This is a genomic window from Steroidobacter agaridevorans (genome assembly GCF_009932555.1).
GTDB classification, from domain to species: Bacteria; Pseudomonadota; Gammaproteobacteria; order Steroidobacterales; family Steroidobacteraceae; genus Steroidobacter; species Steroidobacter agaridevorans.
Genome location: NZ_BLJO01000001.1, coordinates 653,743 through 674,454, shown reverse-complemented (window position 1 = coordinate 674,454; position 20,712 = coordinate 653,743). Strand labels below are relative to the sequence as shown.

General features: G+C 63.0%; 16 protein-coding genes. 12 read left to right on the top strand and 4 right to left on the bottom strand.

Going from position 1 to position 20,712, the window contains the following annotated elements; all coding sequences use genetic code 11:
* Positions 1 to 47 precede the first annotated feature (47 nt).
* The 4 genes from GYH35_RS02895 (at position 48) to GYH35_RS02880 (ending at position 7,533) form a co-directional block, all read left to right on the top strand.
* The gene (locus tag GYH35_RS02895) at positions 48 to 2,939 is read left to right on the top strand and encodes a TonB-dependent receptor (RefSeq protein WP_161827597.1); all 2,892 of its coding nucleotides are present in this window, start codon (positions 48 to 50) and stop codon (positions 2,937 to 2,939) included.
* Positions 2,940 to 3,010: 71 nt separating this feature from the next.
* A complete protein-coding gene (locus GYH35_RS02890) occupies positions 3,011 to 4,672 on the top strand; it encodes a glycoside hydrolase family 43 protein (RefSeq protein ID WP_161827596.1) in 1,662 nt (553 codons plus the stop codon).
* 70 nt (positions 4,673 to 4,742) lie between these two features.
* Positions 4,743 to 5,549 carry a DNA-formamidopyrimidine glycosylase family protein gene (locus tag GYH35_RS02885; protein ID WP_161827595.1) on the top strand — a complete coding sequence of 269 codons (807 nt, stop codon included), beginning with the start codon at positions 4,743 to 4,745 and terminating at the stop codon, positions 5,547 to 5,549.
* Between the two features lie 88 nt (positions 5,550 to 5,637).
* The gene (locus GYH35_RS02880; RefSeq protein WP_161813673.1) at positions 5,638 to 7,533 is read left to right on the top strand and encodes a SurA N-terminal domain-containing protein; all 1,896 of its coding nucleotides are present in this window, start codon (positions 5,638 to 5,640) and stop codon (positions 7,531 to 7,533) included.
* 79 nt (positions 7,534 to 7,612) lie between these two features.
* Here GYH35_RS02880 and GYH35_RS02875 read toward each other — a convergent pair whose 3' ends face one another.
* The 3 genes from GYH35_RS02875 to gloB form a co-directional block, all read right to left on the bottom strand.
* Positions 7,613 to 8,401, bottom strand: coding sequence for an enoyl-ACP reductase FabI (locus GYH35_RS02875; protein ID WP_161813674.1), 789 nt, complete (start codon positions 8,399 to 8,401; stop codon positions 7,613 to 7,615).
* Between the two features lie 89 nt (positions 8,402 to 8,490).
* The gene (locus GYH35_RS02870; RefSeq protein ID WP_161813675.1) at positions 8,491 to 10,173 is read right to left on the bottom strand and encodes a LysM peptidoglycan-binding domain-containing protein; all 1,683 of its coding nucleotides are present in this window, start codon (positions 10,171 to 10,173) and stop codon (positions 8,491 to 8,493) included.
* A 173-nt stretch (positions 10,174 to 10,346) separates the two neighbouring features.
* Entirely contained in the window at positions 10,347 to 11,126 is a 780-nt protein-coding gene (gene gloB, locus GYH35_RS02865) for a hydroxyacylglutathione hydrolase (RefSeq protein ID WP_161813676.1), read from the bottom strand.
* Between the two features lie 189 nt (positions 11,127 to 11,315).
* Between gloB and GYH35_RS02860 the strand changes: the two genes are divergently transcribed.
* From GYH35_RS02860 to tviB, 6 genes are all read left to right on the top strand, one after another.
* Positions 11,316 to 12,062, top strand: a complete 747-nt coding sequence (locus GYH35_RS02860; RefSeq protein WP_161813677.1) for a class I SAM-dependent methyltransferase — start codon at positions 11,316 to 11,318, stop codon at positions 12,060 to 12,062.
* Between the two features lie 20 nt (positions 12,063 to 12,082).
* The gene (rnhA, locus tag GYH35_RS02855) at positions 12,083 to 12,535 is read left to right on the top strand and encodes a ribonuclease HI (RefSeq protein WP_161813678.1); all 453 of its coding nucleotides are present in this window, start codon (positions 12,083 to 12,085) and stop codon (positions 12,533 to 12,535) included.
* Between the two features lie 80 nt (positions 12,536 to 12,615).
* Entirely contained in the window at positions 12,616 to 13,740 is a 1,125-nt protein-coding gene (locus GYH35_RS02850) for a DegT/DnrJ/EryC1/StrS family aminotransferase (RefSeq protein WP_161813679.1), read from the top strand.
* Between the two features lie 6 nt (positions 13,741 to 13,746).
* The gene (gene dnaQ, locus GYH35_RS02845) at positions 13,747 to 14,514 is read left to right on the top strand and encodes a DNA polymerase III subunit epsilon (RefSeq protein WP_161813680.1); all 768 of its coding nucleotides are present in this window, start codon (positions 13,747 to 13,749) and stop codon (positions 14,512 to 14,514) included.
* A 10-nt stretch (positions 14,515 to 14,524) separates the two neighbouring features.
* Positions 14,525 to 16,024, top strand: coding sequence for a sodium/proton antiporter NhaB (gene nhaB, locus GYH35_RS02840; protein WP_161813681.1), 1,500 nt, complete (start codon positions 14,525 to 14,527; stop codon positions 16,022 to 16,024).
* Positions 16,025 to 16,134: 110 nt separating this feature from the next.
* Entirely contained in the window at positions 16,135 to 17,418 is a 1,284-nt protein-coding gene (gene tviB / locus GYH35_RS02835; protein WP_161813682.1) for a Vi polysaccharide biosynthesis UDP-N-acetylglucosamine C-6 dehydrogenase TviB, read from the top strand.
* Between the two features lie 7 nt (positions 17,419 to 17,425).
* On the opposite strand, the gene GYH35_RS02830 is transcribed toward tviB, so the two are convergent.
* Positions 17,426 to 17,824: a four helix bundle protein gene (locus tag GYH35_RS02830; RefSeq protein ID WP_161813683.1), complete on the bottom strand. Its 399-nt coding sequence runs from the start codon at positions 17,822 to 17,824 to the stop codon at positions 17,426 to 17,428.
* A gap of 104 nt (positions 17,825 to 17,928) precedes the next feature.
* Here GYH35_RS02830 and GYH35_RS02825 point away from each other — a divergent pair, with 104 nt between their 5' ends.
* Together GYH35_RS02825 and pgi are read left to right on the top strand one after the other, a co-directional pair.
* Positions 17,929 to 18,936, top strand: coding sequence for an NAD-dependent epimerase (locus GYH35_RS02825; protein ID WP_161827594.1), 1,008 nt, complete (start codon positions 17,929 to 17,931; stop codon positions 18,934 to 18,936).
* Positions 18,937 to 19,037: 101 nt separating this feature from the next.
* On the top strand, positions 19,038 to 20,684 hold the full coding sequence (pgi, locus tag GYH35_RS02820) for a glucose-6-phosphate isomerase (protein WP_161813685.1): 1,647 nt from the start codon (positions 19,038 to 19,040) through the stop codon (positions 20,682 to 20,684).
* Positions 20,685 to 20,712: the final 28 nt, after the last annotated feature.

The following is a 20,712-nucleotide window of genomic DNA, read 5'->3' as shown; positions in this document are numbered from 1 at the left end:
CGTTGAGATGAGTTGATTCAGCACCTGGTGCTGTGAGGAGAGGGGATATGAGTTTCAGCAAGCGATTCATTCTGCGCACGGTCTTGATTCCGTCCGCGACCGTTCTTGGGCTGGCTTCCGCAGCCGTGCTCGCCCAAGAGGCGCCACAGCCGGCGCAGAACACCGCACCCGTGACGAGCGAAGTCGAAGAAGTGGTGGTCACCGGCATTCGACAGAGTCTCGAGAGCGCCACCGAAGCGAAGCGCGCGTCGGTCGCGTTCGGCGATTCGATCTACGCCGAAGACATCGGCAAGCTGCCGGCGACCAACCTCGCCGAAACGCTGAACCGCATCCCGGGCGTCAAGTTGAACCGCGACATCAACGGCGAAGGCGTGCAGATCTCGGTGCGCGGCCTGGGCCCGAGCTTCTCGAAGGTCCTGTTGAACGGCTCGCAGATCGCGGTGGCCTCCGACGGCGGCACCAATGGCGGCAGCGCCAACCGCGAAGTCGACCTGGATTTCTTTCCTTCCGAATTGTTCACCCGCCTCGACGTGGCCAAGACGCCGGTCGCTTCCACGCTGGAAGGCGGCATCGCCGGCACGGTGAACCTGCGAAATGCGCGTCCGTTCGATAAGGAAGGCACGCATCTGACCGTTATCGGGCAGAGCCAATACACCGACAGCAATGACGAGGTGAGCCCGCGCGGCGCCCTCATCGGCAGCCAGACCTGGGACAAGTTCGGCATCCTGGTCGGCATCTCCGGCGTGAAGACCAAGACGCGCATCGACGGCTTCGAGTCGATCGGCTGGACCGACGGCAACCTGAGCTCGCTCGGCGTTGCGGATAGCAACAATGGCAACGGCTTCCAGTACGCGCCGGTCATGCCGAACAACGTTCGCAACTACACGCCGGGCACGACTCTGGATGCGGCGGCGGTGGCGAACCTGGCAGGCGTGTCCGCCGACGTTCTGAAGACTGCGTTGTTGCCGCGCCTCGGCCGCAACAGCTACACCATCGGCGATCGCTCGCGCGTGTCCGGTTTGATTTCGATGGAATATCGCGCGAGCGACGACTTGAAGTTCGCGCTCGACACGATGTACGCCGAATCGAATCGCGACTATCAGCGCCTGAACATGAACTGGTATGTGCGCAACTCCGGTCCGGGCACGGCGCCGACCTCGACCGGCGGCATGGTGCCCATCGATCTGACCGTGGATGGCAACGGCGTCGTCACCGACGGCACCTTCGCCAACTCGAGCTTCTTCCTCGAGAACGACATTTTCGATCAGGAAACCGAGTTCTATAACATCAACCCGAACATGGAGTGGCAGGTTGCGGACAACGTGCGCGTGAACGCACAGGTGAACTACAGCCACAGCGAGTTCTTCCGCGAACAGCCGCAGTTCGACTTCCAGACGCCGCGTGAATCGGGCGTCGAGGTCTATTTGCGCAATGGCGGCAGCGACCAGCCCATCATCACCACCAATGTCGATCTGAACAATCGCTTCCTCGGCTGGCAGTGGTACCGCGTCAACGTGCAGAACGTGAAGCGCGAGACCGAAACGCAGGGCGCGCATGTGGACACGCTCATCGGCGATGACGATTCGAACATCAAAGTCGGTGTCGCGTACGACAAGGCCGAGCGTTCGATTCGTGCGTACGACAACAGCGCGGCTTTCCAGCAGGCGGTATGCGGCGCGCAGTGCGCCGGTGTCACGGGCTCGATTCCGAACTCGCAGGTTGCGCGGTATCTGCGTCCGATGGACACGGGTGACTTCGGTCATCTCGCCGGCGGCAGCGTCGGTTACTCGCGCTTCATCATGACGCAGCTCGCAGCGCTCCAGCGGGACACGAACTACGCCTACTATCGCGATACCGCGCCCGAGGCGATCGGTGCAGTGACGGGCGGCGCGACGGGCGATATCGGCGAGAAGACCGGCGGCGCCTATCTCGAGGCCAATCATCTGTTGGTGGTGTTCGATCGCGATCTGCGCTTGAACGCCGGCCTGCGTTATTTCCACACGGATCAGACGGTGACCAGCCCGGTGCAGGCCGGTTCGGGCATCTTCGATCAGACGCTCGACAGCACGTACGATGACTTCCTGCCGTCGTTCAACGCGGCTTACGATGTCACCGATCGATTGAAAGTGCGTTTCTCTGCCTCGCGCAGCATGACTCGCGCGGATGCCGGACAGATCCTGCCGGGCACGACGTTCAGCGATCCGTCGGGTCAGATTGCCAGCGTCGGCAATCCGGATCTGGAGCCGTACTTCTCCGATAACTTCGATCTCGGCGGTGAGTTCTACACCGGCGGTCTCGGTTACATCGGCGTCGCATTGTTCCGCAAGGACGTGGATGGCTTCACCGATATCCAGCAGTCGCAGGTGCCGTTCACCAGCCTCGGCATCCCGTACAGCAGCCTGACCGACACACAGCGTGCCGCGATGGAGCAGCGTGGCGGCGTGAATGCGCTGGTCACGGTGAACCGTCCGGTCAATCTGGACAAGTTGAAGCTCGAAGGCGCCGAAATCACCTGGGTGCAGCCGCTGGACTTCGTCGCCGAAGGCCTGGGCTTCTCGGCCAACGGCACCAAGATCAATCAGAGCTCGTCCACGGGTTTGTTTGCTGCCGGCATCGCGCCGTACAGCTACAACCTGCAGGCGTTCTATGAGAACTACGGTCTGTCGGTCAGCCTGAACTACGTCTGGAACGACGAGTCGATCGCGGCCAACGCTCCGCAGAACAACGTCCAGGTGCCGCTGCGTGCCGATGAGCGCGGCCAGCTCGACTTGTCCGCGGGCTACACGTTGCCGTTCCTCAACGAGTCGATGCGCGTGACGCTGGACGCGTTGAACCTCACCAACGAACCGTTGCGCACTCAGTTCGGCTTCGACAACTCGCCGTACTCGGTGTACTACCCGGGCCGGCAGGTGTTGCTCGGACTGCGAGCCACGTTCTGATGGGTTTGTTGTGATGTAATAGCGGGCGCCTGGTCCAGCCAGGCGCCCGTTTTTTTTATAAGAGCAAACGGATGAAGAAGCAGTTATCGCTCGCGGCCCTCTTGCTCGCTCCCTGGCTGCTCGCACGGGCAGCGCCGACCGTTTCATTCGACTGGTTCGAATACACGGGCAAGGACGAGGTATTTGCAACGCCGCTGCCGGCAGGCAGCTATCGCAATCCCATTCTCGCCGGCTTCTATCCCGATCCCAGCGTCACTCGCGCCGGCGACAAGTTCTATCTGGTGAACTCGACGTTCGCCTATTTTCCGGGCATTCCGGTATTTGAAAGCAGCGACCTGGTGCACTGGCGCCTGCTCGGGCACGTGCTCGATCGTCCTTCGCAGCTGCCTTTCGATGGCCTGGATATCTCGCGCGGCGTGTTTGCACCGGCGATTCATCATCACGATGGCGTGTTCTATGTCCTGAACACGCTCGTGGACAGCGGCGGCAATTTCATCAGCACCGCGAAGAATCCCGCCGGCCCCTGGTCGGACCCGGTGTGGCTGCCGGAAATCGACGGCATCGATCCATCGTTGTTCATCGACGCCGATGGCAAAGCCTACGTGCTGAACAACGGTGCGCCGGATGAGAAGCCGAGATACGAAGGTCATCGCGCCATCTGGATGCAGGAATTCGATTTGCAGCGATTGAAGCTGGTCGGTCCGCGTCGGGTGCTGTTGAACGGCGGCGTCGATATTTCCAAGCAGCCCATCTGGATCGAAGGGCCGCATGTGTTCAAGAAAGGCGAGTGGTACTACCTGATGTGCGCGGAAGGCGGCACGGGGCCCAATCATTCCGAAGTGATCCTGCGCTCGAAGTCGGTGTGGGGGCCTTACCAGCCTTACCAGGACAATCCGATTCTGACGCAGCGGGAGCTGGCGAAAGATCGCGCCAATCCGATTACGAATGCAGGCCATGCCGACCTGGTGGAAGCGCCCGATGGAACGTGGTGGGCGACCTTTCTGGGCTCACGTCCCTATGACGGCGTGAACTATCACACCGGTCGCGAAACCTATCTGTTGCCCGTGACCTGGCAGAACGATTGGCCCGTGATTCTCGAGCGAGGCAAAGCCATTCCTTACGTCGCGCCGGCGCCGAAGTTATCGAATGACCATCGCGACGTCATGCCACTCACAGGCAACTTCACCTGGCGCGACGAGTTCGATCGGCGGGAGTTGAATTCGGCATGGCTGCAGGTCCGTGCGCCGAAACAAAACTGGTTCGATCTCGCGGCTACGCCGGGCCGGCTCAACATCACGGCCTCTGCCGAAGGATTGGATGGTAAGAGCAATCCCGCCTATCTGGGACGGCGCCAGCAACATCTCACGTTCGATGCGAGCACCTCGCTGCGGTTGCCGAAGGAGTCCGGCGTTGCGGCGGGTCTCGCGGCATTTCAGAACGGGCAGCACTGGTACTTCTTGGGCGCGCGGCGCTCGGGTGAGGCGGTGCAGGTCTTTCTGGAAAAGAAGAGCGGGGCGACAGTGAAACAAGTTGCGACCGCCACGCTGAAGCAGGCGACCGATGCGGAGATCAAATTGAAAATTTCTGGCAAAGGCCGCGACTACTCGTTCTACTACGACGCGGCCGGCTGGCAGCCGCTGCTGGAGAATGACGACGGCTCCATCCTGAGCACCGAAGTGGCAGGAGGCTTCGTCGGCGCGACGCTCGGTCCGCACGCACGCCTGGAGCAGTAACAGCACGCGCTCGTTGCGGCAGTCCGCAACGAGCGGAACCTTGGCGTGCTCGATCGATTATTCAGGGGTCATGCCTGAAGGTCCGTCGCTGGTCATCCTGCGCGAGCAGGCGCAGATATTCGCAGGCAAGCGAGTGCTTGCCGCCGAAGGCAACTCGAAGATCGACAAGTCGCGTGTCGTGGGTCAGCGCATCGTGTCGCTGCGCACCTGGGGCAAACATTTTCTGATCGAGTTCCCCGAGTTCACGGTCCGCATACATCTATTGATGTTCGGCCGTTACTGCATCAACGAGCGCAAGCCGGACAAGCCCATTCGCTTCGGCCTGCGCTTCGCCCGCGGGCAGGAGCTGAACTTCTACGCGTGCTCGGTCCGCTATCTCGAAGGCAGTCTCGACAGCACCTACGATTGGAGCGGCGATGTGATGTCCGATACATGGAACGCCGCGGCCGCCCGCAAGAAGCTGCGCGCCATGCCGGACATATTGGTCTGCGATGCGCTGTTGGATCAGAACGTGTTCGCCGGTGTCGGCAATATCATCAAGAACGAAGTCCTGTATCGAATCCGAGTGCATCCGTGCTCGAAGGTCGGCGCGCTGCCGCCGGCCAAGCTGCGCCAGCTGGTGGAGGAGGCGAGGACCTACAGTTTTCAGTTCCTGGAATGGAAACGTGCGTTCGTGCTGAGGAAGCACTGGCTGGTCCATAACAAAGGCGTCTGTCCACGCTGTGAGATCAAGCTCCAGCGCGCCTACCTGGGCACGACCGACCGGCGCACTTTCTATTGCGAACGATGTCAGATCCGCTATTCGCCGGCGCCCGCGCGGCGGGCCCGAGTTGCCCCGGGCAAGCGCCCCCGAGCTGCAAGTCCCGCCTATAAATAGGTACGTGTTACTATCGCGGCCCCGGCCGCATGGCGCGCCCGGCAAGTCGTTCGGAATCAATCGTTTAGGGACATTTACCGCCCGTCACATGCTGCAAACCATCCGCGACAAGATCACCGGCTGGGTCGCCGGTCTGTTCCTCGGCGCCATTGGCGTGGTGTTCGTGTTCTGGGGCATCGATTTCCAGTCCTCCGCCGCCGCGTTCGCGGCCAAGGTGGATGGCGAGCGCATCCCGGTCGAGACCGTGCGCCAGGCCTGGCAGCGCCGCCAGTCCCAGTTGCAGCAGATGCTGCGTAACGAGCTGCCGCCGGAAATGGCCAAGGCTCAGCAGCAGGCCATCCTCGACCAGTACATCCAGCAGACGCTGCTGACCCGGCGCGCCAACGAGCTGGGCTACAAGGTGAGCGACGAGGAGCTGGCCCGGCGCATCATGGAAATTCCCGACTTCCAGGTCGACGGCAAGTTCTCGGCGGACCGGTACAACGGCCTGCTGCGGCAGAACGGCCTGACCGAGGCTCGTTTCGAGTCGCAGATGCAGGGCGATCTGTTGCTCGAGCAGTTACAGCGCGGCGTGGTCGACTCGGCGTTCGCGCTGCCTCACGAGCTGGACCGTCGTTTCGAGCTGGAGAAGCAGCAGCGCGAAGTCGACTACGTGCTGATCGCGGCGAACGACTTCCTGCCCTCGATAACCGTGACCGACGAGCAGATCCAGAAATACTACGAGGCGAACAGCAAGGACTTCCTGCTGCCCGAGACGGTGGATCTGCAGTACATCGAGCTGACCCGCGAGCAGGCGGAATCGAAGGTCGATGTCAGCGAGCAGGCGTTGAAGGAGTATTTCGATCAGGTGAAGGAGCGCTTCACCTCTGCCGAACAGCGCAAGGGCCGGCACATTCTGATCACCGCGACCGATGGCCTCGATGACGCGGCTGCCCAGAAAAAGGCGCAGGAGCTGACCGACAAGGCCAAGGCCGGCGCCGATTTCGCGCAGCTCGCCAAGGAAAACTCCAAGGATCCGGGTTCGGCCGTGCAAGGCGGCGATCTGGGCTGGGCGCAGCGGGGCATGTTCGTCGGTCCGTTCGAAGACGCGTTGTTCAGCATGCAGTCCGGCGAGATCCGCGGTCCGGTGAAGACCCAGTTCGGCTATCACGTGCTGAAGCTGGAGGAGATCCAGGCGGGCCATCAGAAGACGTTCGACGAGGCCCGCGCCGACATCGAAGCCGAGTACCGCAAGGACAAGGCGCAGACGGGCTTCTACGATGAATCGCAAAAAATGGCCGACGCGGCGTTCGCCGCGCTCACCGAGCTCGACACGGTGGCGAAGTCGATGAACCTGCAGGTGCATGAGGTCAAGGGCTTCACGCGCGAAGGCGGCGGTGAGTTCGGCGCCGACCAGGGCGTGATCGATGCGGCGTTCAGCGAAGATGTGCTCGAGCGTCGTCAGAACAGCCCGCTGGTTGCCGTTGGCGATGACAAGGCGGTGGTCTTGCGTGTCACCGGTCACACGCCCGCCGAGCCGCGTCCGCTCGCGGAAGTTCGCGGTCAGATCGAAACGCGTCTTCGTGCGCAGGCCGCTCGCGACGCCGCGGCGGCGAAGGGCGCGGATGCCGTGGCTCGTTTGCAGAAGGGGGAGACTTGGGACTCGCTCAACGCTTTGGGAATGAAGCCGGTGGGCCGTCGCTTCGTCACTCGCGACGACTCGATCGCTCCGCCCGCAGTGCTGCGCTCGGCGTTCCAGGCATCGAAGTCCGAGATTTCCGAAGCCAAGCCGTACGTGGCGGGCGTGACGACGGACGATGGCAACTACGCCGTGCTGGCCGTCACGCAGATTCGCAGCGGCGAAGCGGGCAGCGAGCCTGAGCAGGCGCGTACTGCGCGTCGTCGTCAGGCCGAAGTGCGTGCCGGCAATGAGGAACTGACGGCGTACGTCGAAGAAGCCCAGCGCAACGCCGACATCGTTCGCAACGACAAGGTCTTCGAATAACGCCAGCTGCGTTATTTCACGAGGCAAAAAAAACGCCGCGGTCTTCGTCAGAAGCCGCGGCGTTTTTCATTGGGGTCGATCAATCGCCTTCGGGGAACGACATGCCGACGGTGTTGAAGCCGCCGTCGACGTAGATGATCTCGCCGGTAATGCCGGCCGAGAGATCGGAAGCGAGGAACGCGGCGGTGTTGCCGACGTCTTCGACCGTGACGTTACGGCGCAGCGGCGCGATCGACGCGACATGGCTCAGCATCTTGCGGAAGCCACCGATGCCGGCAGCCGCCAGCGTCTTGATCGGTCCCGCGGAAATGCCGTTGACGCGAATGCCCTTGGGGCCGAGATCGGCGGCGAGGAAACGCACGCCAGCTTCCAGGCTCGCCTTCGCCAGACCCATCACGTTGTAGCTCGGCAGCGAACGCACCGCGCCGAGGTAGGTGAGGGTGAGGATGGAGCCCGCGCGGCCTTCGAGCATCGGCTCGGCGGCTTTGATCACAGCGGTCAGGCTGTAGCTGGAGATGTCGTGCGCGATGCGGAAATTTTCGCGCGTCGTCGATTCGACGAAGCCGCCGCGAATCGCATCGGAAGGCGCGAACGCCACGGCGTGGACGATGATGTCGAGCTTGTCCCAGCTCTTCTTGAGCGTCTCGAAACCGGTGGCGATGCTGTCGTCGTTGGCCACGTCCATTTCGAACACGGCGGCCGCGCCGAACTCCTTGCCCATGCCTTCGACGCGATCCTTGAAGCGCTCCTGATAGCTGAACGCCAGTTCCGCGCCTTCACGCTTCATCGCCTGGGCGATGCCGTAGGCGATGGAACGCTCGGTCGCCAGTCCGATGATGAGGGCGCGCTTGCCTGCCAGAAATGCCATGAACCGCTCCAGTGATTAAAGCTGGAGGGTAGTTTAGCGGATCGAAGGCAAACGGAGGTCCGCGGCCGCGGACCTCCCAGGGAAAGGGCTTAGATTCCGGCGCGGCGCCGGTCGTCGATGTACATCACCAGGCGCTGGCCGGGCTTGATCACGCTGCGCTTGGTCAAGTTGTTCCAGCCGAGCAGGTCGGTGAGGCGGACGCGGAACTTGGTGGCGATGGTGGACAGCGAATCGCCACGACGGACCACGTAAGTGCTCGAACGCGCCACGGTGCTGCTGTCGGTCGCGGCGAGCCTGGCGGTGCCCGGGATCGCCAGCACCTGACCGATGGACAGCGTGTCGTCGCTATCCAGGCCGTTGCTGTTGGCCAGGCGGTTCATGCTCACGCCGTGAGTCTTGGCGATGCTCCACAGCGTGTCGCCACGGCGCACGATGTGCTTGTCCGAAGGCGCCCGGCTGCGGGCCGGCGATTCTTCTTCGTAGGAAGCGAGCTGAGCTTCGCTCGGCAACTGCACGCCTTTCGGCGCCGCTGCGATCAGCAGCTCCTGACCCGGATGGATCATGCTGCCGCGAATCTTGTTCGCGTTCTTGATCGCCGCGACCGAGATGCCGTACTTGTCGGCGATCTCGCCAAGCGTGTCGCCGCGACGCACGCGGTGATACACGACGCGAACGCGCTCGGACGGCGGCAGGGCAGCGATGCCTTCCTTGAAGCGGTCGTTACGATCGATCGGCACCAGGATGTGATGCGGGCCGTCCGGATCGGTGATCCAGTGATTGAACGCCGGGTTCAGCGCCAGGATCTCTTCCTTCGACAGGTCGGCGAGCTCGGCGGCGACGTGCAGGTCGAGCTGGCCGCCGACATCGACTTTGACGAAGTAGGGCGCGTTCGCAATCGGCGCGAACGCCAGGCCATGGCTGGTCGGATCGCCGACAATGCGGCGCATGGCGAGCAGCTTCGGCACATACGCGCGGGTCTCGCGCGGCAGCTTCAGGCTGAAGTAATCGGTCGGTTTGCCGGCGCGGGCGTTCTTCGCCACTTCGCGAGCGACGCGCGCTTCACCGCAGTTGTATGCAGCGACGGCGAGCAGCCAGTCGCCATCGAATTCGTCGTGCAGGAACTGCAGGTAATCCAGTGCGGCGCTGGTGGACGCGATCACGTCGCGGCGACCGTCGTAATACCAGTTCTGTTTCAGGCCGTAGCGCCGGCCGGTCTCGGAAATGAATTGCCACAGGCCCGAAGCGCGGGCGCGCGAATAGGCGACGGGATTGAAGGCGCTCTCGACCACCGGCAGCAAGGCCAGCTCGAGCGGCATGTTGCGGGCTTCCAGCTCGCCGACGATGTGGTGCAGGTAGCGCTCGCCGCGCTTGAAGGTGCGGTCCAGGTAATCGGGATGCTTGACGAACCAGCGCAGCTCCATCTCGACCGACGGATGATCGATGTCGCTGAGCGTGTAGCCTTTGCGGATGCGCTCGAACAGGTCGCCGCCTTCGGGCAGCGCCGCGCCGTCCTGGCCCAGCTCGCGCACCAGGCGCGGACCGGTCTGGTCGAGGGCTTCGATGGCTTCCTCGATCTGCTCGGGACCGGACACGCCGATCGCCGCTTCATCGAGCTTGGTGATCGCGGGATCGAGCTCCACGAATTCGACCGGATCTTCGTCGTCGGCGTCGCTGTCGTCGTTCGAGCCGAGGTGGCTGCAGCCAGCCGTCAGGACCACCAGGGTGGTTGCTAGAATTGCTGGCAGCGCGGTCGCTGGTCGCCACTGAAACATCTGATCCCTCCACCTGCCTTGCCCTTTATCGAATTCGCGAAAGGCAGGCGCAAAACTGAAAAACGGTCGGCCCTTGATACTCGGCGTTCGCCGAGCCGGCGGGCGACTCCCATCACGCTCCGGTGCTCATGCACCTTGCTAGAAAAAACTGCCGTGCCCGTTGGCCGGGCAACTCAGCGAAAACTGTCCTTCCACTGCCGGATGACAGCGAATACTTCAGGTTGACTAGGTAACCTGCGACCGGCATAGGCTTCAGCGGCCTGTTTCACAGTCTGATCGTCACAGCGCAAGAAAGGGTTCACATTCCTCTCTCGCCTCATGTCCGATGGAATCGTCGCCTCATCCCGGGCCCGCAATTCCTGGCAATGCGCCAGATAGCTCGCCGCGGCCGCATTGTGAGGCTCCACCGCCTGGCCGAATTTCAAATTGCTGAGCGTGTACTCGTGGGCGCAGTACACCAAAGTTTCGGCAGGCAGGGCCGCAAGCTTGGACAGCGAATGGTGCATTTGTTCCGCCGTGCCCTCGAACAGCCGGCCGCAGCCGGCGCTGAACAGGGTGTCGCCGCAGAACACGACGCCGTGACCCACGTACGCGATGTGACCTGCGGTGTGCCCGGGGACGTCTAGCACGTCGAATGCCAGTCCGAGCTCGGGGAAGAGGGCGCGATCGCCTTCACGCAACCGCTGCGGATTGCCGGGAACGGTTTCGGTCGCCGGCCCGTAGATCGGAATTCCCCGGCGATCTTGCAGCAGCTGCTCGACCCCGCCGACGTGATCGGCGTGGTGATGCGTGATCAAGAGTCCTGCGAGCGTGAGATTGCGAGCGGCGAGCGCGCGTTCGACCGGCCTGGCGTCGCCCGGATCGACGACCACGACCCGCGCGGGGTCGCGTGGCGAATGAATCAGCCAGATGTAATTGTCAGAAAATGCCCGAACCGGGGTCACTTGTAGCATCGTTGTCGACTGACCCCGGCAAGCACCGAACCTGGGGGTATTTAACATCCCATGTCGCTGAGCGGCAAGCATTAATCAAGGCTAAAAGCGTCGCATTCTGGGGTCGGTTCCATTGGCACTGCTTGTCAGGGCAAACTTGAGACTCGATGCGCCGAACCCGCGGCCGCGCCGATCCGTTATCCTTGCGTTATGCCCGAGCCCACCGCCCTCGACCTGCATGCCTGGCTGCGCTCGCCGCTCGGTCAGCGCGTCTATGCGCTCGAGCGCAAGCTCGCGGGCGAGGCGCTCGCTCAGGTGTTCGGTTGGCAGCTGCTGCAGATCGGACAGTGGGGCGACGACGATGGTTTGATGTCCGAGGCGCGCACTCAGCGCAAATCGGTGTTGGCGTGGCACGGCGCACGCCTGCCGGGGGCATCCTCCATTCGCTCCCGCACCGATGCGCTCGCGATCCAGTCCGACTCGGTCGATGCAGTTTTGTTGCCGCACACCCTGGAGTACGAGCCCGAGCCGCACGAGATCGTGCGCGAGGTCGGGCGCATCCTGTCCGCGGAAGGTCATTTGATCGTGTTCGGCTTCCGGCCGTTTTCCAGCTGGGGCCTGCGGCATTGGTTCGCGAAGAGCGGCTTCCCGCCCGGCACCGAGCGGCTGATCGGCGAGGGCCGGCTGCGTGACTGGCTCAAGCTGCTCGGCTTCGAGGTCGTCGATTCGCGCCGTTATCTGTTCAGCCTGCCGTTCAGCGCGAGCTCGCCTTCGTCACAACGCTTCTTCGAGCGCAGCGGCAATTATCTCTGGCCGATGTTCGCCGGCGGCTATCTGATCAAGGCTCGCAAGCGCGTGTACACCCTGACGCCGATTCGTCCGCGCTGGCGCCTGCGCCCCAAGGTGGTTGGCGGGCTCATCGAGCCGTCCACGCCGCGCAACGCGAATCGCATGTGATTCACCACCCATATCGATAAATGGCCGCAGTCGAGATCTACACCGACGGCGCCTGCCGCGGCAATCCGGGGCCAGGCGGATGGGGCGCGATCCTGCGCTCGGGCGACCATGAAAAAGAGCTCAAGGGCGCCGAGGCGCTCACCACCAACAATCGGATGGAGCTGACGGCGGCGATCCAGGCGCTGGCGGCGTTGAAGCGCGGCTGCGACGTGGTGCTGTACACCGACTCGCAGTACGTGCGCAAAGGCATCCTCGAATGGATGGCGCAATGGAAGCTGCGCGACTGGCGCACAGCCGACAAGAAGCCGGTAAAGAATGTCGATCTGTGGCAGGCGCTGGAGCGCGAGATCGCGCGGCACAAGATCGAATGGCATTGGGTGAAGGGCCACGCCGGCGTGCCCGGCAACGAGCGCGCCGATCGACTGGCGAACCAAGCGATCGACGAGATGCTGGCGCGACTGCCGGTCGGCTGATCCCGGCTCACTCCAGATCAGCAAGCGAGCGGGCATGCGCTATCATGCGCGCCAGCTTGCGATCATCACCGGGCTTTTCCATGGACTTCATCGATCTCAAAACTCAGTACCGCCGCGTGCAGGACTCGGTCAATGCGCGCATTCGCACGGTGCTGGAGCATGGCCAGTACATCCTGGGCGCGGAGACCGTCGAGCTGGAGAACAAGCTCGCCGAGTACGTCGGTGCGAAACATTGCATCGGTGCGTCGAGCGGCACGGACACGTTGCTGATCGCGCTGATGGCGTACGGCATCGGTCAGGGCGACGAAGTCATCACCTCGCCGTTCACGTTCATCGCGACCGGCGAAATGATCGCGCTCGCCGGCGCCAAGCCGGTGTACGTCGACATCGATGCGCGCACTTACAACCTCGATCCGAAGCTGATCGAAAAAGCGATCACGCCGCGCACCAAGGCCATCATGCCGGTATCGCTGTATGGTCAGTGCGCCGACATGGACGCGATCAATGCGATCGCCCGCAAGCATGGCATTCCGGTCATCGAAGATGCCGCGCAGAGTTTCGGCGCGACCTACAAGGGCAAGCGCTCCTGCGCCGTGTCCGAAGTCGGCTCGACCTCGTTCTTTCCTTCCAAGCCGCTCGGCGCCTATGGCGACGGCGGCGCGTTGTTCACCGACGACGACGCTCTGGCCAAGGTGATGCGCGAGATTCGCGTGCACGGCCAGGACCGTCGCTATCATCATCCGCGGCTGGGCATCAACGGCCGCCTGGACACGCTGCAGGCCGCGGTATTGCTGGCGAAGATGGAAATCTTCCCGGATGAGGTCGAGGCTCGTATCAGGATTGGCGCTCGTTACTCGCAGCTCATCAACGAAGCGTTCGCGAAAGAGACCGATCCCGCGCGCAAGGTCGTCACGCCGTACATCGCGCCGGATTGCACGAGCGTGTATGCGCAGTACACCGTCGAAGTCGCCGATCGAGCCAAGGTGGAGCAGGGCATGAAGGCTCGCGGGGTGCCGACAGCCGTGCATTATCCGGTGCCGCTGCACTTGCAGCCGGTGTTTGCGAACCTCGGCCAGGGGGTTGGCAGCTTCCCGATTTCCGAATCGGTCGGTAATCGCGTCATCAGCCTGCCCATGCATCCGTATCTGACCGAGGCGCACCAGGCGCAGGTCGTCGCTGCCCTGAAGGAATCGGTGCAGGGCTGACGACTGATGCGGCAAATCATCCTCGACACCGAAACCACCGGCCTCGAGCCCGAGCAGGGTCATCGCATCATCGAAATCGGCTGCGTCGAGATGGTGAACCGGCGCAAGTCCGGCCGCACTTTCCATCGCTATTTGCGGCCGGATCGCGAAGTGGACCGCGGCGCCATCCAGGTGCACGGCCTCACCAACGAATTCCTGGCGCAGCAGCCGCGCTTCGCCGATGTCGTCGAGGAACTGCTCGAGTTCATCAGCGGCGCCGAGCTGATCATTCACAACGCGGCGTTCGACCTGGCCTTCCTCGATGCCGAGCTGAAGCGCCTGCCGGGGCCACTGCGGCAGACGCGCAATCTCTGCAAAGTCATCGACACGTTGCCGCTCGCGCGCCAGATGCACCCGGGCCAGCGCAACAGCCTGGACGCGCTCTGCAAACGCTACGACATCGACAACTCGCATCGCGAGCTGCACGGCGCGTTGCTCGACGCGCAGATCCTGCTCGAAGTCTATCTGGCGATGACCGGCGGCCAGACGGCGCTGATTCTGGGCGAGACGACGGAAGCCAGTAAGGATGTCGGGTTCGAGCCGGTGGCCACCATCATGCGTCCGCGCGGCGTGCTGCGGATTCTGCGGGCGAGCGAGGAAGAACTGGTCGCTCACGAGCGCATGCTGGCCGCGATCGACAAGAGCAGCGGCGGCAAGACGATATTCAAACAATTGGTGCTGCCGTCGATGACTCCGGAGCCAGCGCCGATGGCGGCACAAGCAGCACTCGCCTGATCCGCGGCTCATGCTGCACGCGTTTCGCAATCTGTTTCTCGGACATGCGCCGCGCTGGTACAAGCTGACCATCCTCGGGTTTCTGCTGCTGAACCCGCTGGTGTTGTTCCTGGGTGGTGCGCACGGCGCGACGATCGCGGCGTGGTGCATCGTGCTGCAGTTCATCTTCACGCTGGCGATGGCGCTGAAGTGTTATCCATTGCAGCCGGGCGGCCTGCTGGCGCTGGAAGCGGTGCTGCTGGGGCTCACTCATCCCGCCTCGGTGTATCAGCACACACTCACCGCGTTCCCCATCCTGCTGCTGCTGATCTTCATGGTCGCCGGCATTTTCTTTTTGAAAGAAATGCTGGTGTTCTGTTTCACCAAGCTGTTGCTGAAGGTGCGCTCGAATCTGTTGCTGGCGTTCCTGTTCTGCGGCGTGTCCGCGGTGCTCGCGGCATTTCTCGATGCGCTCACCGTGCTGGCGGTGATCATCACCGTGGCGATGGGCTTCTACGAGGTTTATCACAAGGTCGCGTCGGGCAAAGCCCATCAAGAGCCGCACGACAGCTCGGTCGATGAGCACGTTGGCGAGCTGCATCGTTCGGATCTCGATGCGTTTCGCGCGGTGCTGCGCGGCCTGTTGATGCATGCCGGCGCCGGCACCGTGATCGGCGGCGTGATGACGCCGGTGGGACAGCCGCAAAACGTGCTCATCGCCGAGCAGGCCGGTTGGAATTTTGCGGAGTTCTTCTGGCAGGTCGCGCCGGTGACGCTGCCGGTGTTCGTCGTGGGCATCGTTACCTGCCTCATCGTCGAGCGCTTGCAATGGTTCGGTTACGGCGCGCGCTTGCCGGACGCGGTCCGCAATGTCCTCGAAGCTTACGATCGGCAACAGCAGGCGCAGCGCACGCAGCGCGATGTCGCGATCATCGTCGTGCAGGCCATCACCGCGTTGATCCTGGTGTTCGCATTGGCGTTGCACCTGGCCGAAGTGGGCCTGGTCGGTCTGCTGGTGATCGTGCTGGCGACGGCGTTCACCGGCATCACCGAAGAGCATCGTCTCGGCAAGGCATTCGAGGCGGCGCTGCCATTTACCGCGCTGATCGTGGTGTTCTTCGTGATCGTGGCGCAGATCCACGACCAGCATCTGTTCGAGCCGGTGGTCGGCTGGGCCCTGCAGGAGAGCGGGCAGGGGCGGGCGGCGATCTTCTATCTGGCGAGCGGCCTGTTGTCCTCGGTCAGCGACAATGTTTTCGTCGCCACGATCTACATCACGGAAGTGAAGGCGGCGCTGCTGGAGGGCGCGATCACGACCTCCGAGTTCGGCCGGCTCGCCGTGGCCATCAACACCGGCACCAACATTCCCAGCATCGCCACCCCGAACGGCCAGGCGGCGCTGCTGTTTCTGCTGACTTCGGCGGTCGCGCCGCTGATCCGCCTGTCCTACGGCAGAATGGTCTGGATGGCGTTGCCATACACCATCACCTTGACGTTGAGCGGTCTTTGGGCCGTCCTCTTCCTGCTTTGACCGGCCCCGCCGCCAGCGATGTCCTTTAGAGCTATGTCTCTATTTCGAGGCCGCTTCTGTGGCATTCTTGCGCCCTTTGCATTAACCCTCGGCTATCAACCCGGACAGTTATGTCTCAATTCAGTCTGCGCGAATGCAAGCTCGGCGTGATCGGTCTCGGCTATGTCGGACTGCCGCTGGCCGTGGAGTTCGGCAAGTCCTTCCACACGGTCGGCTTCGACATCAAGGCGGCCCGCGTCGCCGAGTTGAAGAAGGGCAAGGACAGCACGCTCGAAGTGGAGCCGGCGGAGCTCAAGGCCGCCAAGCGCCTCAGTTACACCACCAATTTGAAAGATCTGCGCCCGTGCCAGGTTTACATCGTCACGGTGCCGACGCCGATCGACAGCTACAAGCGACCGGATCTGACGCCGATCGAGCGCGCCAGCGAGCTGATCGGCCAGGTGCTGAAGAAGGGCGACATCGTGGTGTTCGAATCCACCGTGTATCCGGGCTGCACCGAAGAAGTCGCGGTGCCCATCCTGGAGCGGCTCTCCGGCCTGACCTTCAACAAGGATTTCTTCGCCGGCTACAGCCCCGAGCGCATCAATCCGGGCGACAAGCAGCACCGCTTGACCTCGATCAAGAAAATCACGTCGGGCTCGACGCCGGAAGTGGCCAGCTTCGTCGATGCGCTCTACGGCAGCATCGTCAAGGCGGGCACGCACAAGGCTTCCAGCATCCGCGTCGCCGAGGCCGCCAAGGTGATCGAGAACACGCAGCGCGACGTGAACATCGCGCTGATCAACGAACTGGCGCTGATCTTCAACCGTCTCGGCATCGACACCGAGGAAGTGCTCGAAGCGGCCGGCACCAAGTGGAACTTCCTGCCGTTCCGTCCGGGCCTGGTCGGCGGCCACTGCATCGGCGTGGATCCGTATTACCTGACGCACAAGGCGCAGGAGATCGGCTATCACCCCGAGATGATCCTGGCGGGCCGTCGCATCAACGACAACATGGCGATTTACGTCGCCGAGCGCATCGCGCAGCTGATGATCAAGAAGCGCATCCACGTGAACGGCTCGCGCATCCTGATGATGGGCCTGACGTTCAAGGAGAACTGCCCGGACCTGCGTAATTCCAAGGTCGCGGACGTGGTGCTGGAGCTGAAGAAGTACGGCGCGAAGGTGGACGTGTTCGATCCCTGGATCGACGCCGAGGAGTGCGAGCACGAGTACGGCATCAAACCGATCCGCCGGCCCGGCGCAGGCAAGTACGACGCCATCGTGATGGCGGTGGCGCACAAGCAGTTCCGCGAGATGGGCATCGACGAGATCCGCACGTTCGCGAAGAAGCCGCACGTGCTGTACGACATCAAGTATGTGTTCGACGCCGACGACGTGGACGGCCGCCTGTAATCGGCTGTCAGCGCTGCGGGGCGCAGGCTTTGGCGTGCGCCGCGCGGCTCGATGAAACCAAACTGCGTATCAGGCCGTTAAGCAGTCTGCCAACTTCGGCAATCTCTTCCAGTCTGGCCGAGGTGTCGTTGCTCGGAGCGAGCCGGCTTGCGATTTCGTACAAAGTTTCCAGTTCGGATAGTGAGCACCGCGATGCGCGGAGGAACTGGACGAATTGAGTACGGCTTGGGCTTGCCGAGCCCTCTGCGATGCGGCTTGCGACGGCCACGGCGGTACGCCGCAGCTGTCGCTGCAGGCCGAAACGCCCGTCTCTGGGCAGTGAGCGGCTCGCGGCGTAGACTTTGCACGCCAGAGCGACGGCTTTTTGCCAGACGACCAGGTCCTTGTGGCTGACGATTCTGTCCATGCGGCAGCATTGTTCCGTGCATCGAGGCTCGAAGTTGCGCGGAAAGTGGCTTGTCCACCGAGTTATTTGCTGACTTTCAATCACGGATATCGGCTAAGCGTCCTATGAAATTGCTTCTCACCGGCGCCGCCGGCTTCATCGGCTTTCACACCGCTCAGATTCTGCTCGCTCGCGGCGACGAGGTCGTCGGCCTCGACAACCTCAACGACTATTACGACGTTTCGCTGAAACAGGCGCGCCTCGGCATCCTGCAGAAGTTCCCGAACTTCCGCTTCGTGAAGCTGGACGTGGCGGATCGCGAGGGCATGGCGGCGCTGTTCAAGCAGGAGAAGTTCCAGCGCGTGATCCATCTGGCCGCGCAGGCCGGGGTGCGCTATTCGATCCAGAATCCGCTGGCCTACATCGACAGCAACGTGGTCGGCTTCGCGAACATCCTGGAAGGCTGCCGGCACAACGGCGCCGGGCATCTGGTGTATGCGTCGACCAGCTCGGTGTACGGAGCGAATACGAAGATGCCGTTCTCGGTGCATCAGAACGTCGACCATCCGCTGTCGTTCTACGCCGCCACCAAGAAGGCCAACGAGCTGATGGCGCACACCTACGCGCATTTGTATCAGCTGCCGGTCACCGGTCTGCGCTTCTTCACCGTGTACGGCCCGTGGGGCCGGCCGGACATGGCGTTGTTTCTTTTCACGAAGAACATCCTGGCGGGCAAGCCCATCGACGTCTTCAACTACGGCAACCATCGTCGCGACTTCACGTACGTCGACGACATCGCGCAGGGCGTGGTGCGGGCCGTGGACCGGCCGGCGCAGTCGAACGCGGACTGGAACAGCGATGAGCCGGATCCGGCGACCAGCAAGGCGCCGTACCGGCTCTACAACATCGGCAACAACTCGCCGGTGGAGCTGATGAAGTACATCGAGTGCATCGAACAGAACCTCGGCAAGAAGGCGCAGAAGAATCTGCTGCCGCTGCAGGCGGGCGACGTGCCGGACACTTCCGCGGACGTGGACGATCTGGTGCGGGACGTGGGTTACAGGCCCGCCACGCCGGTGGAAGAAGGCGTGCGTCGCTTCATCGAGTGGTACGTCGGCTACTACGGCAAGTAAGCGAGCATAGTAGTACTCGCAAAAGCTTCACGCTGCGCCGTCGGTGAGGTAGCCTCCGGCACCATTCCAGTGCCGATGAGCTAATCACAGGAGGTTTTCCCATGACGCCAGCGAACACGACGCCTGAGTGGCAGGCGCTCGAGGCACACGCTGCGAGCATGCGAGGCCGGCATCTGCGGGACTTGTTCGCGAACGATCCGCAGCGCGCCGTGAGTTTCTCTCGGACCTCCGGGCTCAACCTGCTGCTCGATTTTTCGAGGCAGCGCGTCGATGCTGAAACGATGCGTCTGCTGCTCGCCCTGGCGAACGCGCGCGATCTGCGCGGTCGCATCGACGCCATGTTCAGTGGCGAAAAAATCAACACGACCGAGAATCGCGCGGTGCTGCACACGGCCCTGCGCAATCGCACCGAGCGGCCGGTGCTGGTCGACGGCCAGGATGTGATGCCCGAAGTGCGTGCGAGCCTGCAGAAGATGCGCACGTTCGTCGAAGGGATTCACGGCGGCCGCATTCACGGCCACACCGGCAAGACCTTCACCGACATCGTCAACATCGGCATCGGCGGCTCGGATCTGGGCATCGTGATGGCGACCGAGGCGCTCGCGAAATATCGCAATCGGAATCTGCGTCTGCACTGCGTATCGAACATCGACGGCGTGCAGCTCGGGGACGTGCTGGAGAAAGTCGACGCGGCCCGTACGCTATTCGTCGTCTGTTCGAAAACATTCTCGACGTTGGAAACGCTCACCAACGCGAAGCTGGCGCGCCAGTGGATCGTCGACCGCCTGGGCGAGGGCGCGCCGGCGCGGCACTTCGCCGCGGTCTCGACCAACGCCAAGGCGATGGATGCTTTCTTAATTCCGCCACAAAACCGCTTTACGATGTGGGACTGGGTGGGCGGTCGCTACTCGGTGTGGTCGGCAGTGGGATTGTCGGTGGCGCTGGCGCTCGGCATGGATCAGTTCGAGCTCATGCTGGAAGGCGGCCACGAGATGGACGAGCACTTCCGCACCACGCCGTTCGAGAACAACCTGCCGGTGCTGATGGGATTGCTGGGCGTCTGGAATCGGAATTTCCTCGGCCTGGATTCGCTCGCGGTGCTGCCCTATGACCAGCGGCTGCACCGCTTCCCCGCGTATCTGCAGCAGCTGGAGATGGAATCCAACGGCAAGAGCGTGACCCTGGCGGGCACGCCGTTGCAGTACGACAGCGGCGCGGTGCTGTGGGGCGAGCCGGGCTCGAATGCCCAGCACTCGTTCTTCCAGCTGTTGCACCAGGGCACGGCGCGGGTGGCGCTGGATTTTCTCGCGCCGGTGAATGCGTCGAGTCCGTTCCAGCAACAGCAGAACCTGGCGCTGGCGAATTGTTTCGCGCAGGCCCAGGCGTTCGCGTTCGGTCAGACCGAAGCGCAGGTGCGCCAGGACCTGGCGGCGAAGGGCACGGGCGAAAGTGAGATTGCGCGGCTGATCCCGCACAAGCTGCACCCGGGCAACCGGCCGAGCACGGTGATCCTGTTCCCGCGCCTTGGGCCGAAGACGCTCGGCCGGCTGATCTCGCTGTACGAGCACAAGGTGTTCACGCAGAGCGTGATCTGGGGCATCAACGCCTTCGATCAGTGGGGCGTGGAGCTGGGCAAGAAGCTGGCGGAGTCGCTGGCGCCGGCGCTGGAAAAGCCGGGCGAGGCCGCGGCCGGGGCCGAGCCGTCGCTCAGGAATTTATTGGAGCATGTCGCCCGCTGGCGTGGCTAGCCGGGCTAGCTGACGATGAGAGGCTGCG

Coding starts and splice junctions, on each gene's coding strand:
- GYH35_RS02895 (WP_161827597.1), top strand. CDS start 48: ATGAGTTTCAGCAAGCGATTCATTCTGCGCACGGTCTTGATTCCGTCC.
- tviB (WP_161813682.1), top strand. CDS start 16,135: ATGTCTCAATTCAGTCTGCGCGAATGCAAGCTCGGCGTGATCGGTCTC.
- GYH35_RS02830 (WP_161813683.1), bottom strand. CDS start 17,824: ATGGACAGAATCGTCAGCCACAAGGACCTGGTCGTCTGGCAAAAAGCC.
- pgi (WP_161813685.1), top strand. CDS start 19,038: ATGACGCCAGCGAACACGACGCCTGAGTGGCAGGCGCTCGAGGCACAC.
- gloB (WP_161813676.1), bottom strand. CDS start 11,126: ATGCTACAAGTGACCCCGGTTCGGGCATTTTCTGACAATTACATCTGG.
- GYH35_RS02850 (WP_161813679.1), top strand. CDS start 12,616: ATGGACTTCATCGATCTCAAAACTCAGTACCGCCGCGTGCAGGACTCG.
- rnhA (WP_161813678.1), top strand. CDS start 12,083: ATGGCCGCAGTCGAGATCTACACCGACGGCGCCTGCCGCGGCAATCCG.
- GYH35_RS02825 (WP_161827594.1), top strand. CDS start 17,929: ATGAAATTGCTTCTCACCGGCGCCGCCGGCTTCATCGGCTTTCACACC.
- GYH35_RS02870 (WP_161813675.1), bottom strand. CDS start 10,173: ATGTTTCAGTGGCGACCAGCGACCGCGCTGCCAGCAATTCTAGCAACC.
- dnaQ (WP_161813680.1), top strand. CDS start 13,747: ATGCGGCAAATCATCCTCGACACCGAAACCACCGGCCTCGAGCCCGAG.
- GYH35_RS02890 (WP_161827596.1), top strand. CDS start 3,011: ATGAAGAAGCAGTTATCGCTCGCGGCCCTCTTGCTCGCTCCCTGGCTG.
- nhaB (WP_161813681.1), top strand. CDS start 14,525: ATGCTGCACGCGTTTCGCAATCTGTTTCTCGGACATGCGCCGCGCTGG.
- GYH35_RS02885 (WP_161827595.1), top strand. CDS start 4,743: ATGCCTGAAGGTCCGTCGCTGGTCATCCTGCGCGAGCAGGCGCAGATA.
- GYH35_RS02875 (WP_161813674.1), bottom strand. CDS start 8,401: ATGGCATTTCTGGCAGGCAAGCGCGCCCTCATCATCGGACTGGCGACC.
- GYH35_RS02860 (WP_161813677.1), top strand. CDS start 11,316: ATGCCCGAGCCCACCGCCCTCGACCTGCATGCCTGGCTGCGCTCGCCG.
- GYH35_RS02880 (WP_161813673.1), top strand. CDS start 5,638: ATGCTGCAAACCATCCGCGACAAGATCACCGGCTGGGTCGCCGGTCTG.